Consider the following 13,022-nt stretch of genomic DNA (forward strand, 5'->3'; position numbering starts at 1 on the left):
ATCTATCCTGACGGATGGACCAGCCCCGCCCCAATCCGCCCGTCCCTGCAACCCGGCACGCCCGCCGCCAATGGACGCCCGATCGCCAGCGCCGCTTCCTCACCGCTCTGCTCGAAACCGGCAATATCAGCCATGCCGCGCAGATGGTGGGCATGTCCCGCTCCAGCGCACACCGGCTGCGCGATCGGCTGGCCGGGACCGGCTTCGACCGCAGCTGGGCCAGCGCGCTGGCGCTCCACGCCGCCCGGCGGGCTGATCCGCTCGCGCCGATCCGCCCGCACCGGGGTCCGATCGGCCGATAAATGTCGCCTCACTGTCGTTTCGCTGTCGCCTGACTGTCGCTTCGGCGTGACCTTAGTGTCGCGTCACCGGCGCGTTACAGGCGCGTTTCCGCCGAAATCGCCCGGAAATCGCGACGCAGAACGGTGTGAACTTTCAACTGTCGCGTCGTTTCAGCCCCTTCCCTTCCCCCGCTTCGATCCCCATAGAGATCAGCCATGACCGACCAGCCTGCGCAAGCCGCCATCGAAATCCGCGACCTGACCAAGGTCTATAAGGGCGGCAAGCGCGCGCTCGACGGGATCAACCTCAGCATCCCGCGCGGCCAGATCTATGGCCTGCTCGGCCCCAATGGCGCCGGCAAGTCGACCACGATCAACATCCTCGCCGGCCTCGTCAACAAGAGCAGCGGCTCGGCGAGCATCTGGGGCTTCGACATCGACGCCAATCCGCGCAATGCCAAGAACAGCATCGGCATCGTGCCGCAGGAGATCGTCTTCGATCCCTTCTTCACGCCGTTCGAGACGCTGGAGAACCAGGCCGGCTATTATGGCGTGCCCAAGGACAGGCGCCGCTCGATGGAACTGCTGCGCGCGGTCCATCTGGAGGACAAGGCCAATGCCTATGCCCGCACGCTCTCCGGGGGCATGAAGCGCCGGCTGCTGGTGGCCAAGGCGATGGTCCATTCGCCGCCGATCCTGGTGCTGGACGAACCCACCGCCGGCGTCGACGTGCAACTGCGCCAGCAGCTCTGGGCCTATGTGAAGGAACTCAATGCCATGGGGGTGACGATCGTGCTCACCACCCATTATCTCGAAGAGGCCGAGGAGCTGTGCGACCGTATCGGCATCATCAACCATGGCCGGGTCATCACCGACAAGCCGACCCGCGAGCTGATCGCGATGGCGCAGGAAAAGGTGGTGCAGGTGACCGTCGACCGCGACATCGCCACCCCGCCCAGCGATCCCAGTTTCGAGAAGGTCGAGCTGACCGACGAGCGCACCCTCACCATCACCTATATGAAGAACCGCGCCAATGCAGGCCAGGTGCTGAGTGCGGTGCAGGCCGGCGGCCTCGCCATCGTCGACGTGGTCACCCGCGACCCCGACCTGGAGGATGTCTTCCTCAACCTGACGGCGGCTGCCTGAAGACACCCCGTTCGGTTCGAGCCTGTCGAGAACCGGTGCGCAGGGTTCTCGACAAGCTCGAACCGAACGGGATAGGGCAAAAGCCCGGAGAGTGAATATATATGCCCACCATCACCCATGACGTCGTCATCATCGGTTCCGGCGCGGCCGGGCTGACAGCCGCCATCAACCTCGCGCAGGACCGCAAGGTGGTGGTGCTGGCCAAGGGCGCGCTGGATGGCGGATCGACCAACTGGGCGCAGGGCGGCATCGCCGCGGTACTCGATGCGGGTGACAGTTTCGCGGCCCATGTCCATGACACGATGGTCGCAGGTGCCGGCCTCAACGATCAGGACACGGTCGAATTCGTCGTCTCCGAAGCCCCCGCCGCGATCGAGCGGCTGGCGGAACTGGGCGTGCCCTTCAATCCCAATGAAGAGGGGGATGGCGACGAGTTCGGCGAACGCTGGCATTTGACGCGCGAGGGCGGTCACAGTCATCGCCGCATCGTCCATGTCGACGACGCCACCGGCCACGCCGTGCAGGTCGCATTGCTCAAGGCCGCGCGCGCCAATCCCAACATCACCCTGATGGAGGATATGGTCGCGGTCGACCTCATCACCTCGCGCCATGGCGAACGCTATTCGGGCGATGGCCATGTCTGGGGCGTCTATGCCTTCAACAAGCAGACTGGCCATGTCGACGCGATCCTCGGCCGCGCGACCATCCTGTGCACCGGCGGCGCGGGCCGTACCTATCTCTTCTCCACCGCGCCGCGTGGCGCCACCGGCGACGGTATCGCCATGGCCTGGCGCGCGGGCTGCCGCGTGTCGAACATGGAGATGAACCAGTTCCACCCGACCTGCCTCTATAATCTGGAGGTCAAGAATTTCCTGATTACCGAGGCCGTGCGCGGCGAAGGCGGCCACCTGAAGCTCCCGCCCGGCGTGCCGGGCGGCGGCGAGCGTTTCATGCCCCGGTTCGACGCCCGCGCCGAACTGGCGCCGCGCGATGTGGTCGCCCGCGCCATCGACCATGAGATCAAGCGCCTCGGCCTCGACTATGTCCATCTCGACATCAGCCACAAGCCGCCCGAGTTCGTGAAGCAGCATTTCCCGACCATCTATGCCCGGCTGCTGGACCTCGACATCGACATCACCAAGGAGCCGATCCCGGTCGTCCCGGCGCAGCATTATACCTGCGGCGGCGTCATCATCGACCTGGACGGCCGCACCGACCTGCCCGGCCTCTATGCCGCCGGCGAAGTGACCGAGAGCGGCCTGCACGGCGCCAATCGCCTCGCCTCCAACTCGCTGCTCGAATGTTTCGTCTTCGGCGAGGCGGCGGCCAAGCATATCCGCGCCCATTGGGACGAACTGCCCGCCCCGCCGCCAATCCGGCCATGGGACGAAAGCCGCGTTACCAATGGCGACGAAGAGGTCATCGTCCAGCATAACTGGAAGGAAATCCGCCGCTTCATGTGGGACTATGTCGGCATCGTCCGCACCACCAAGCGGCTGGAGCGCGCCCAGCATCGTATCGACCTGCTGTCAAAGGAAGTCGATGAATATTACGGCAATTTCCGCGTGACGCCGGACCTGATCGAACTGCGAAACCTGCTCGAAGTCGCCCGGCTGGTGGTCCGCTCGGCGCTCCATCGCAAGGAAAGCCGGGGCCTGCACTATACGCTCGACTATCCCGAAACGCTGGCGCAAGCGGTCGACACGGTGCTGGCGCCCTGACCAAAAAAAGAGGCGCGGCCGGGCAGCCGCGCCTTTGAAGGGAGGAGGAGCAAACGCCAGGGGCGTCGTCTCGCCGACCAAATTAGCGCCGACGCAGGCCGGCGCTTTCATCGAGGTCAAACGCCTTTGAGGAAATTGCCGAGCGCCGCATTGAACCGGGTCGGCTGGTCGGCCATCACGACATGGCCGCTCGGCCCGATCGGCATCAGCTTCGCGTCCTTCTTGGCCGCATAGGCGGCCCGGAAGCGCCGGGTGATCTCGACCGACTGGGCCTGATCCGCGCCGACGGCATAGACCACCGACATCGGCACCCCGATCCGGCCGAGTTGCGGGCCAAGATCGGTATTGGCCAGGTCACGCAGCGCGGTGGCGATCACCTCCGGATTGCTGCCCTCCGCCCCCGGCGCCTGCGCGACGATCTGGGCGAGGTAGCGGCGCCCGGCCGCCGTGCCGGTGAAATATTGGCTTAGCTGGTCCGCCAGATAACCCATGCCATTGGCGGTGCCGCCGACCATAGCCGCCCCGGCCGGCAGCATGTCGACCACCATCACCCGGCTGGCGAGGCCTTTGATGCCCTGCATCATCGCCAGCGTGCCGCCCATGCTGTGCCCGACCACCGCCGGTCGCCGCAGTCCCGCGGCGGCAATATAGCGGGCAATCTCGTCCGCCACCGGCTGCACCACCGGCCCGCTACCATTGGCGTCGGCAGCCAGTCCAGAAAAACCGCGGACATGGACCAGATGCCAGCGATAGCCCGGCATCTGCCCCGTCACGCCGTTCCAGATGCCCGGACCACTGGCAAGGCCGGGGATCAGCAGCACGTCCCGGCCACTGCCGCGCACCGTCACCATGATCCGGCGCGAGGCAAAATCCGCCGCCAGTGCCGGCATCGCCCATCCCGCCGCCAGTGCGCCCGCGCCGCAGAGCAGGCCGCGTCGATCCATCAGTCCATCCGTCATCCGCTCCCTATTGCCGCCTCGCCGCTGAACCGCAACTGAGCGCCGTTCCGCCGTTCAGACTCCTTACATCGCAATTGTGGAATCATTCGTCGCATCGTCCTTGCCTACAATGCGGGTCGCCGCGCCTTGTAACGGCTTGAAGTGCGGGGTTAGTGATGAGTTCGAATGATAGCAGGCGCGTCTCGTCGCGCCTTGTGCTTGCGGTGGTTGCCTTGTCCGCCTGCGTCGGCGCGCCCCCCCAGCCGGGCGCCCAGGCCAGCAGCGCGCGACCGAATAATCCGCCGCGCCAGACGGTGCAGCCCACGACCAACACATGGCCGATCAAGCAGGTCGCCAATCCCCCCGCCCCGTTCAAGGATATCGACCAGCGCGAGCAACCCTCGCCCGCACTCGTCAGCGTGATCCAGAATCTGGGCCAGAGCTTCCGGGGCAAGGTCGGCATCGCGGTGCGCCGGGTCGGGGCGGACTGGACCGTCGCCTATAATGGCAATGCCCTGTTCCCGCAGCAGAGCGTGTCGAAGCTGTGGGTATCGATGACCTTCCTCGACGCGGTCGATCGCGGCAAGATCCGCCTCGCCGATTCGACCACCATCACGAAGAAGGATCTGACCCTGTTCCACCAGCCGAGCGCGGCGATGGTGGGATCGGGCGGCTGGACCACCACCTATTCCGACCTGATGCGCCGCGCGATGACGCAGAGCGACAATACCGCCAACGACACGCTGCTGCGCGCGGTCGGCGGGCCGGACGCGGTGCGCGGCTATCTGGCGCGCCGCCACATCGCCAATATCCGCTTTGGTCCAGGCGAACGCCTGCTGCAATCGACCACCGCCGGCCTCGACTGGCGGCAGGATTATTCGATCGGCCGCAATTTCTACGCCGCCCGCGCCGCGCTGCCCATGTCGGTGCGGCAGAAGGCGCTCGACAATTATCTCGCCAGCCCGCCCGATGGCGCCGCGCCGGCGTCGATCGTGCAGGCGCTGGCCAAGCTCAAGGAAGGCGACATGCTCTCTTCCGCATCGGCCCGCGTGCTGATGAACTTCATGGAGGAAGCCAAGACCGGGCCGCAACGGATCAAGGGCGGCGTCCCCCATAGCTGGACCTATATGCACAAGACCGGCACCGGGCAGGATCTGCCGCCGCGATCGACCGGCTATAATGATGTCGGCATCATGACCGCCCCCGACGGCACTAGCTATGCGGTCGCGGTGATGATCGGCAGCACAACCGTGTCGATCCCCGAACGCTGGCAGCTGATGCAGGCCGTGTCGCGCGCGGTGGTCGCCAATCATGAGAAACGCTAGAGCATTTTGAAGAAAATTAGAGGATCCTCCGATTCACCCTAATCGGAGGATCCTCTAAGGGTCAGAAGCGCCTGACGACGCCGACATAGAGTTCTGCATGGGGGCTTTCATGGTTGAGGCCCAGATTGGCGCCGGCATCGAACTGCATGTCGTCGCCCGCCTGCCAGCCCAACGACAGGCCGGCCAGCGCCTGGGTGGCATGGCCGTCGGGATCATCGTCGCGCATCAGCGACGCTTCGATCGATCCGGACAGGCTGTCGCTGATGTCGAAGCCCAGCCCGGCGACGCTGCCATAGGCGAGATGCCGGCCATCGCCATCCTCATCGACCGCCGCATCCACTTCCGGCGTTGCCAACAGATTGAAACCCTGCCCCAGATCATAGCTGATCGGCACCAGCATCCCGGCGCTCCAGTCGCCCTCACCGATCGTATCGCCGCCGGTCGGCAGGCTGGCATAGGGCATGACCGCGATCGAAAAGCCCGAACCATCCGGATTGCGCAGATTCTGCCGCAGCGCGACGCGCATGTCGCCGATGCCACTGTCCTTCTCGACCGCACCGGTCACGCGATCGCGCGTGCGCACATGGCCAAAGGCGGTCCAGCCCAGTTGCGCTTCCAGGCTGTCGGTCAGGCCGATGCGCAGCAGTGCGTCGCCGAAGTTCACAGTGTCGATGCGGCTCTCCGTATCCTGCTCGCGGGTCCAGTCGCCCAGCCCCAGTTCGACCTGAACCTTGCCCGGCGCCATGGTGCAGGGCGGCGTGTCCAGACCCGGCCGGTCGGCGCAGAATTCCCGCGCGTCCTGCGCCCAGGCTACGCCACCCTGCGCCGCCATCGCCAGCAGCATCGCTGCGCCCCATGCCCGCATCACATGCCCTCCCCTTCCCAATCCGTTTCCAGCGCAACGAAACGGATAGGAAGCAGCAAATATCCCGCACTGGCCTTTGCTGTCCCGCTGCGGCACTAAGTTCCTATGCCGCGCCCCTTTTCCTCGCTGCTCGACCGGGTGACGCCGCGCACCATCGATGAACTGGAATGTGCGCTGTCGGTGCTGGGCGCGATCCTGCTCGCCCATTTGCTCGGCGCCACCCATGTCTCCTGGGCCGCCTTTGCCGGCTATATGGTGATGCGTGGCCATGCCGCCGAGACGCTGGCGCGCGGCGTGCTGCGGATTGTCGGCACGGTCGCGGGCGGCCTGATCGCGCTGGGCAGCGCGCCCTTCATCGTCGGCTACCGGCCCGCCGCCGCCGCGGCGCTGGCGCTGATGGGCACGATCAGCCTCTATGCCGCGATCACCTCGCGCCGCTCCTATGCCTGGCTCTTCTTCGGACTGACCTATGCGATGGTCGTGCTCGACAAGATCGAGCATCCTGCGATCGCCCTGCCCGAATTCGTCCAGACCCGCGTGCTCGAAACGCTCGCCGGTATCGCCGCCAGCCTGATCGTCAGCCTCGCCTCCACCCTGACCCTGCGCCGCCGCTGGCCGGCCAAGCGCACGCCCGCCGCGACCGGCGCGGGCTGGCACGGGGATTCACTGCGCCACGCGCTGCAGGCCGGCGTGGCGCTGGCGCTGCTGGTGGCGCTCAATGCCTGGATTCCCGTACCCGCGCTGGCGCAGGGCGCGATCATGATCATGGCGGTGATGCTGCTGCCGGTCACCGGCATCGGGTCGAGCGGCCTCGCCCCGGTCAGCCAGCGCATATTGCAACGCATGATCGGCTGCATCGGCGGCGCCCTGTTCGCGGCCTTCTTCCTGGTCGCGGGTGCCGACAATATGGCGCTGCTGCTCGGCGCCACCGCGATCGGCGTGATGCTGGGCCGGCATCTGGAAAATGGCGATCCGACCCATCGCTATGTCGGCACCCAGTTCACCCTGGCCGTGCTGGTGATGCTGGTGCCCGACCGGTATGACCAGCTGGTGCTGGAACCGGGCGTCGAGCGGCTGATGGCGATCTTCATCGGCATGGCCGTGCTGATGCCAGTGCTGCTGGTCGGCCATCTGCTGAGCCGCCGGCGCGCCGACGAAGTGACCGCCCCGGCCAGCGGCGAGAGCGGCGGCGTGTAAGTGCGGATACAGGAGCGTCGGGCACTGGAGCGGCGCGCCAATCCCCGCTATCCCCTGCCCCATGTCTCAGCAGAATCATCTCTATCTGGTCGATGGCAGCGGCTATATCTTCCGCGCCTATCACCAGCTTCCGCCGCTCACCAACCAGCATGGCCAGCCGGTCGGCGCGGTCTATGGCTATACCACCATGCTGTGGAAGCTGGCCGAGGAGCTGGGCAAGGCCGAAGGGCCGACCCATCTGGCGGTCGTGCTGGACAAGGGCAGCCACACCTTCCGCAACGACATGTACGACCAGTATAAGGCGAACCGGCCGCCCGCGCCCGAGGATCTGGTGCCCCAGTTCCCGATGATCCGCGATGCCACCCGCGCCTTCTCGCTCCCCTGCATCGAAGAAGCCGGGTTCGAGGCGGACGACATCATCGCCAGCTACACCCAGGCCGCCGTGCGCGCCGGCTGGCATGTCACCATCGTCAGTTCCGACAAGGATCTGATGCAGCTGATCCAGCCCGGCGTCGACATGTACGACACGATGAAGAATGAGCGGCGCGGCGCCGACTATGTCATGGGTAAGTTCGGCGTCCTGCCCGAGCAGTTGGGCGACGTGCTGGCGCTGATGGGCGACAGCGTCGACAATGTGCCGGGCGTGCCGGGCATCGGCCCCAAGACCGCGGCCAAGCTGATCACCGAATATGGCACGCTGGAAGCGGCGCTGGACGCGGCCCCTGCGATGAAGAAGTCGAAGATGCAGGAAAATCTGATCGCCCATGCCGACATGGCGCGGCTGTCGCGCCGGCTGGTCGCGCTGCATGACAGCATGGACCTGCCCGAGCCGCTGGACGACCTGACCTTGAAGGGCATTCCCAAGGAGCCGTTGCAGGCCTTCCTGTCGCATCATGGCTTCAAGACCCTGCTCAACCGCCTGGGCGCGCCGGCCGCTGCGGTTGCCGTGGCCAGTGCTGCCGCTGCGACCAACGGCGCCGACGCGCCACCGCCGCCCCCGGTAATCGAGGTCGAGCATCCGCCGATCGACTGCGCCCTCTATGAAACCGTCACCACGGTCGAGGCGCTGCAAGTCTGGATCGACGAAGCCCGCGCGCTGGGCGTGGTCGCGGTCGATACAGAGACCGATGCGCTCGACAGCATGGAATCGGGCCTGGTCGGCATCAGCCTGGCCACTGGCCCCGGCCGCGCCTGCTACATCCCGCTCGCCCATCGCTCCGCGGACGACATGTTCGGCGAAGTGCCGCAGCAGATCCCGCTCGACGACGCCATCCGGTTGCTCAAGCCCCTGCTTGCCGACGATGCGGTGCTCAAGGTCGGCCATAATATCAAATATGACCTCAACGTCCTCGCCCGCGTCGGGCTGGAGGTGACGCCGATCGACGATTCGATGGTGATGAGCTTCGACCTCGACGCCGGCAAGTCGCTGGGCGGCCATGGCATGGACGAGGCGGCGAGCGTCCACCTCAATCATACATGCATCAGCTTCAAGGACGTGACCGGCACCGGCAAGAAGGCGATCAGCTTCGCCCATGTGCCGCTCGACAAGGCCACCGCCTACGCCGCCGAGGATGCCGAAGTCACCTGGCGCCTGTGGCACAAGCTGTCGGGCCGCCTGCCGGCCGAGGGCGCAACGCGGGTCTATCAGCTGGTCGATCGGCCGCTGATCCCGGTGGTGGCCGGCATGGAGCGGCAGGGGATCAAGGTCGACCGCGAAGCCCTGTCCCGTCTCTCGGGCAGCTTCTCGCAGTCGATCGCCGGCCTGGAAGCCGAAATCCACGAACTCGCCGGCCACCCCTTCACCATCGGATCGCCGCAGCAGCTGGGCGTCGTGCTGTTCGACGAGATGGGCCTCAAAGGCGGTAAGAAGGGCAAGAGCGGCACCTATTCCACCGACGTCACCGTGCTGGAGAAGCTCAAGGCCGAAGGCTCGGCCATTTGCGGACTGGTGCTGGAATGGCGCCAGCTTTCCAAGCTCAAGTCGACCTATACCGACGCGCTGCAGCAGCAGATCAACCGCGACACCGGCCGGGTCCATACCAGCTACTCGCTGACCGGCGCCCAGACCGGCCGCCTGTCCTCGACCGATCCCAACCTGCAGAATATCCCGATCCGCACCGAGATCGGCCGGCAGATCCGCCATGCCTTCGTCGCCGAACCCGGCAATGTCATCCTGGCGGCGGACTATAGCCAGATCGAGCTGCGCCTGGCCGCACACATGGCCGACGTGCCCGCGCTCAAGGATGCGTTCGAGCAGGGCGAGGATATTCATAACCGTACGGCCATGGAATTGTTTGGCGAGGTCAATCGCGACACGCGCGGCCGCGCCAAGACGATCAACTTCGCGATCCTCTACGGCATTTCGCGCTGGGGCCTGGCCGGCCGGCTGGAAATCAGCGCCGACGAGGCGCAGGACATGATCAGCCGCTATTATGAGCGCTTCCCCGGCATCAGCGTCTATATCAACGAGACGCTGGAGAAAGCGCGCGCCAACGGCTTCACCGAAACCCTGTTCGGTCGCAAGACCTGGTTCCCGCGCATCAAGGCCGCGGTCCAGCACGAACGGCAGGGCGCCGAGCGCGCCGCGATCAACGCGCCGATCCAGGGCACCAGCGCCGACATCATCAAGCGGGCGATGGCGCGTATGGGCCCGTCACTCGAAGCCGCCGGCCTGCCCCGCGTGCGCATGCTGCTGCAGGTGCATGACGAACTGGTGTTCGAACTGCCCGAAGCCGATGTCGAAGCCGCCAGCAAGGTGATCCGCCAGGTCATGGAAAGCGCCGCCGAACCAATGGTCAGCCTGTCCGTGCCGCTGGGCGTGGAAATCGGCACCGGCCCAAGCTGGGGCGCGGCGCACTAAAGGTTGATGCCATGTGGCGCTGGCTCAAATCCAAATTACGGCTGCCGCGCAACGCAAAGGCAGAAGAAGCGGCAGCGCAAGCACGTACCGCTTCTTATCTGCAAGATGGCGCCACGCCAAAACAATGGCTTCGCACCGCGTGGGCCGGCGGCGAGTTTTATGAGCCGCCGCCATCGGACGCCTGGAGCCAAATAGAGGCGCTTGAAGAGCGGTATGGCATCCGCATACCCGAGGATTTCCGTGACTATCTTGGCGATGTCGCGCCGAATGAAGACTTCATGGATGATATCGGGGTCACATGGTGGTCGATCAAGAACATCAAGAATATCCCGGACGAATGCCCGACATCGCCGGGCGATATCAATCCTCTGATAGAGGAAGAATCAGACAAATATCTGATATTCTCGGATTTTTTGATCTGGTGTTACGCATGGGCGATTTGCTGCTCCGAAGGAGAAAACCGGGGCAAGATCGCACTTATTGGTGGATCGCCGGATTGCTTTGTCGCGGATGATTTCCGCCAATTTGTCGCGCTCGAACTCGCAGATTCGATCACTATCCATACAAGCCACAATTGAAAAAGGCCGGCCCCATCGGGACCGGCCTTTTTCTCAATCGAACAGCTCTTCCAGAAAGCTCTTCCTGCGTTTCTTGGGATAGCCGCGCCCATCGTCGCGATATTCGCGGTCCGGGCGGTAGCTCATCTGCGGCGCGGCGGGCGCCGGGGCTGGCTGAACCGAGCGCTCGATGATCTTGTCGAGTTCGCCCCGGTCCAGCCAGACGCCGCGACATTGCGGGCAATAGTCGATCTCCACCCCCTGCCGGTCGCTCATGTGGAGCCCCACATGGCAGACCGGGCAGAGCATGGCCGACACGGTGGCCTGGTCCCGCATGCTTATTCGCGCTCGCCGGTCAGGCTCAGCAGCATCTGGAACAGGTTGACGAAGTTGAGGTAGAGCGACAGCGCGCCCATCACCTGCATCTTCTGCGCCACCTCATGGCCGGCATAATAGAAATATTCCGACTTGATGCGCTGCACGTCCCAGGCGGTGAGGCCGGTGAAGACCACCACGCCGATGATCGAGATCACTAGTCCCATGGCCGACGAGCCGATGAAGATGTTGATCAGGCTGGCGACAACGATGCCGATCAGGCCCATCATCAGGAAGCTGCCCATCTTGGTCAGGTCACGCTGGGTGGTATAGCCCCAGAGCGCCATGGCGAGGAACATCACCGCTGCCGAGAAGAAGGCCTGGGCGATGCTGCCGCCGGTGAAGACCAGGAAGACGCTGCCCAGCGACACGCCCATCACCGCCGCGAAGGCGTAGAAGGCGGTGCGTGCGCCAGCGGTCGTCATCTTGTCGATGCGGAAGCTGAAGAAGAAGACAAAGGCCAGCGGCGCGAAGATCGCGACCCACTTCAGCGGCGTGCCGAAGATGGCAGCGGCCAGCACCGGGGTATTGCCGACCAGGGCGGCGACCAGGCCGGTGATGACCAGACCGATGCCCATGTTGCGGAAAACGCCGAGCATGTGCGCGCGCAGGCCAGCATCGGTCTGCGCCGTCTGGCTGGCACCATAGCCCGGCATGCGTACGGGATTGTTCACGGCTTCACTCACTCCATCATAAATGTGGTTCGAGTGAGCCCGGTGCGGTCTCCTGCGGCAAAAAGAGGGGGGAATTGCCACAAAACCTGCACCGGGCGCACCCGATGCGGTCCGACATCGCGACCTGGATCAAGGGGGAAGAGATCCATGTCGCCAGAGGGGCCCGGTCCGCTCCAGCAATATCGGGTGGCCCGGACGATCGCGCAAGGCGCCACCGCCCGAGCAACAATTTATTACATTCGTCGCGCCGCGCCGACGCTGCGGATGAAGTCCCACACTTCCGAGGCGAAGGGCGGCTGCCGCTCGTCCTTCCACTCGTCGACATGATCGTACATGCGCGTCACCCCCTCCATCATCGCCGGCGTGGCGATGGCGGTGAAGGGCGCGAGCAGCGCCTGCCATTCGTCATAAAAGGCCCCGGCTGCGGCGCTGGCCGGGTCGAGTGGCAGCGCCGCCTCGATCCGGGCGGTGAGGTCCGCCCATTGCGCGCTATAGGCCGCCTGATCGAAATTGCCCGGCATCCTGGGCATCGTCTCGGCAAAATCGGCCTCGGCCTGGGCGCTGATATAGCGGCCACTGACCGCCTTCCATTCTTCTTGCATGGTCATGCTTTCTCCACTGCGGATCAGCGAGCAAAGGGTCGCGGCATCGAGCGGCTCGCCACGGTCGATGCGGGACAAGGCGATTTCCAGATGGCTGCGCGCCTGCGCCAGTTCCTGCGCCTGCGCGTCGATCGCCGCGACCTGCGCGCGCAGCAGCGCGCCAAGGTCGATTGGCCGGCCTTCGAATAATGTCTTGATCTGGGCGAGGCTCAGCCCTGCGCGCTTGAGCGCCAGCAATTCGTGCAGCCGCGCCAACTCGGCCGGGCCGAACAGGCGCCGCCCCGACGCGGTGCGCAGCGGCGCGATCAGCCCGCGCGCCTCATAGAAACGCAGCGCCCGGCTGGTGAGGCCGGTGGCGCGGGCGACGGCGGCAATATCCAGAATCTCGGTCATGCCCCTTGCTACCGCTTGACCCAAGGTCAAGTTCAAGCGCTTTTTTGCGGTGCCCGCCCCGTTGACGATCGCGCCGTCTCGCGACATG

The 13,022-nt window shown here is 65.4% G+C and carries 12 protein-coding genes; 7 read left to right on the top strand and 5 right to left on the bottom strand.

Annotated elements, in window-relative coordinates; all coding sequences use genetic code 11:
- Positions 1-14: 14 nt before the first annotated feature.
- The 3 genes from ACI6S0_RS12940 (at position 15) to nadB (ending at position 3,148) form a co-directional block, all read left to right on the top strand.
- The gene (locus ACI6S0_RS12940; protein WP_434403286.1) at positions 15-302 is read left to right on the top strand and encodes a LysR family transcriptional regulator; all 288 of its coding nucleotides are present in this window, start codon (positions 15-17) and stop codon (positions 300-302) included.
- Between the two features lie 195 nt (positions 303-497).
- Entirely contained in the window at positions 498-1,427 is a 930-nt protein-coding gene (locus ACI6S0_RS12945) for an ABC transporter ATP-binding protein (protein WP_434403287.1), read from the top strand.
- Between the two features lie 101 nt (positions 1,428-1,528).
- Positions 1,529-3,148, top strand: coding sequence for an L-aspartate oxidase (gene nadB / locus ACI6S0_RS12950; RefSeq protein WP_010338445.1), 1,620 nt, complete (start codon positions 1,529-1,531; stop codon positions 3,146-3,148).
- Positions 3,149-3,264: 116 nt separating this feature from the next.
- Here the strand turns inward: nadB and ACI6S0_RS12955 are convergent, their stop codons facing one another.
- Positions 3,265-4,107, bottom strand: a complete 843-nt coding sequence (locus ACI6S0_RS12955) for an alpha/beta fold hydrolase (RefSeq protein WP_434403288.1) — start codon at positions 4,105-4,107, stop codon at positions 3,265-3,267.
- A gap of 155 nt (positions 4,108-4,262) precedes the next feature.
- Here ACI6S0_RS12955 and ACI6S0_RS12960 point away from each other — a divergent pair, with 155 nt between their 5' ends.
- A complete protein-coding gene (locus ACI6S0_RS12960; protein ID WP_037517655.1) occupies positions 4,263-5,411 on the top strand; it encodes a serine hydrolase in 1,149 nt (382 codons plus the stop codon).
- Positions 5,412-5,472: 61 nt separating this feature from the next.
- Here the strand turns inward: ACI6S0_RS12960 and ACI6S0_RS12965 are convergent, their stop codons facing one another.
- A complete protein-coding gene (locus ACI6S0_RS12965) occupies positions 5,473-6,276 on the bottom strand; it encodes a transporter (protein ID WP_434405947.1) in 804 nt (267 codons plus the stop codon).
- A 105-nt stretch (positions 6,277-6,381) separates the two neighbouring features.
- On the opposite strand from ACI6S0_RS12965, the gene ACI6S0_RS12970 reads away from it, so the two are divergent.
- The 3 genes from ACI6S0_RS12970 (at position 6,382) to ACI6S0_RS12980 (ending at position 10,911) form a co-directional block, all read left to right on the top strand.
- Positions 6,382-7,473 (top strand): FUSC family protein, encoded by a 1,092-nt coding sequence (locus ACI6S0_RS12970; protein ID WP_099231349.1) that lies wholly within the window; start codon positions 6,382-6,384, stop codon positions 7,471-7,473.
- A gap of 61 nt (positions 7,474-7,534) precedes the next feature.
- Positions 7,535-10,333, top strand: coding sequence for a DNA polymerase I (polA, locus tag ACI6S0_RS12975; RefSeq protein WP_434403289.1), 2,799 nt, complete (start codon positions 7,535-7,537; stop codon positions 10,331-10,333).
- 11 nt (positions 10,334-10,344) lie between these two features.
- Positions 10,345-10,911, top strand: coding sequence for an SMI1/KNR4 family protein (locus tag ACI6S0_RS12980; RefSeq protein ID WP_434403290.1), 567 nt, complete (start codon positions 10,345-10,347; stop codon positions 10,909-10,911).
- A 33-nt stretch (positions 10,912-10,944) separates the two neighbouring features.
- Here the strand turns inward: ACI6S0_RS12980 and ACI6S0_RS12985 are convergent, their stop codons facing one another.
- The 3 genes from ACI6S0_RS12985 to ACI6S0_RS12995 all read right to left on the bottom strand — a co-directional run bounded on the left by ACI6S0_RS12985 (position 10,945) and on the right by ACI6S0_RS12995 (position 12,934).
- Positions 10,945-11,226: a zf-TFIIB domain-containing protein gene (locus ACI6S0_RS12985; RefSeq protein ID WP_017503181.1), complete on the bottom strand. Its 282-nt coding sequence runs from the start codon at positions 11,224-11,226 to the stop codon at positions 10,945-10,947.
- A 2-nt stretch (positions 11,227-11,228) separates the two neighbouring features.
- Entirely contained in the window at positions 11,229-11,921 is a 693-nt protein-coding gene (locus ACI6S0_RS12990; RefSeq protein WP_159368029.1) for a Bax inhibitor-1/YccA family protein, read from the bottom strand.
- Between the two features lie 251 nt (positions 11,922-12,172).
- The gene (locus ACI6S0_RS12995; protein ID WP_434403292.1) at positions 12,173-12,934 is read right to left on the bottom strand and encodes a MerR family transcriptional regulator; all 762 of its coding nucleotides are present in this window, start codon (positions 12,932-12,934) and stop codon (positions 12,173-12,175) included.
- Positions 12,935-13,022 lie beyond the last annotated feature (88 nt).

Origin of the sequence: Sphingobium sp. DN12, from assembly GCF_051058005.1 — a bacterium.
Lineage (GTDB): Bacteria > Pseudomonadota > Alphaproteobacteria > Sphingomonadales > Sphingomonadaceae > Sphingobium > Sphingobium yanoikuyae.

What these genes read in the sequence shown, in the direction of transcription:
- ACI6S0_RS12940 (WP_434403286.1), top strand. Translation starts at nt 15, where the DNA reads ATGGACCAGCCCCGCCCCAATCCGCCCGTCCCTGCAACCCGGCACGCC.
- ACI6S0_RS12945 (WP_434403287.1), top strand. Translation starts at nt 498, where the DNA reads ATGACCGACCAGCCTGCGCAAGCCGCCATCGAAATCCGCGACCTGACC.
- nadB (WP_010338445.1), top strand. Translation starts at nt 1,529, where the DNA reads ATGCCCACCATCACCCATGACGTCGTCATCATCGGTTCCGGCGCGGCC.
- ACI6S0_RS12955 (WP_434403288.1), bottom strand. Translation starts at nt 4,107, where the DNA reads ATGACGGATGGACTGATGGATCGACGCGGCCTGCTCTGCGGCGCGGGC.
- ACI6S0_RS12960 (WP_037517655.1), top strand. Translation starts at nt 4,263, where the DNA reads ATGAGTTCGAATGATAGCAGGCGCGTCTCGTCGCGCCTTGTGCTTGCG.
- ACI6S0_RS12965 (WP_434405947.1), bottom strand. Translation starts at nt 6,276, where the DNA reads ATGCGGGCATGGGGCGCAGCGATGCTGCTGGCGATGGCGGCGCAGGGT.
- ACI6S0_RS12970 (WP_099231349.1), top strand. Translation starts at nt 6,382, where the DNA reads ATGCCGCGCCCCTTTTCCTCGCTGCTCGACCGGGTGACGCCGCGCACC.
- polA (WP_434403289.1), top strand. Translation starts at nt 7,535, where the DNA reads ATGTCTCAGCAGAATCATCTCTATCTGGTCGATGGCAGCGGCTATATC.
- ACI6S0_RS12980 (WP_434403290.1), top strand. Translation starts at nt 10,345, where the DNA reads ATGTGGCGCTGGCTCAAATCCAAATTACGGCTGCCGCGCAACGCAAAG.
- ACI6S0_RS12985 (WP_017503181.1), bottom strand. Translation starts at nt 11,226, where the DNA reads ATGCGGGACCAGGCCACCGTGTCGGCCATGCTCTGCCCGGTCTGCCAT.
- ACI6S0_RS12990 (WP_159368029.1), bottom strand. Translation starts at nt 11,921, where the DNA reads ATGCCGGGCTATGGTGCCAGCCAGACGGCGCAGACCGATGCTGGCCTG.
- ACI6S0_RS12995 (WP_434403292.1), bottom strand. Translation starts at nt 12,934, where the DNA reads ATGACCGAGATTCTGGATATTGCCGCCGTCGCCCGCGCCACCGGCCTC.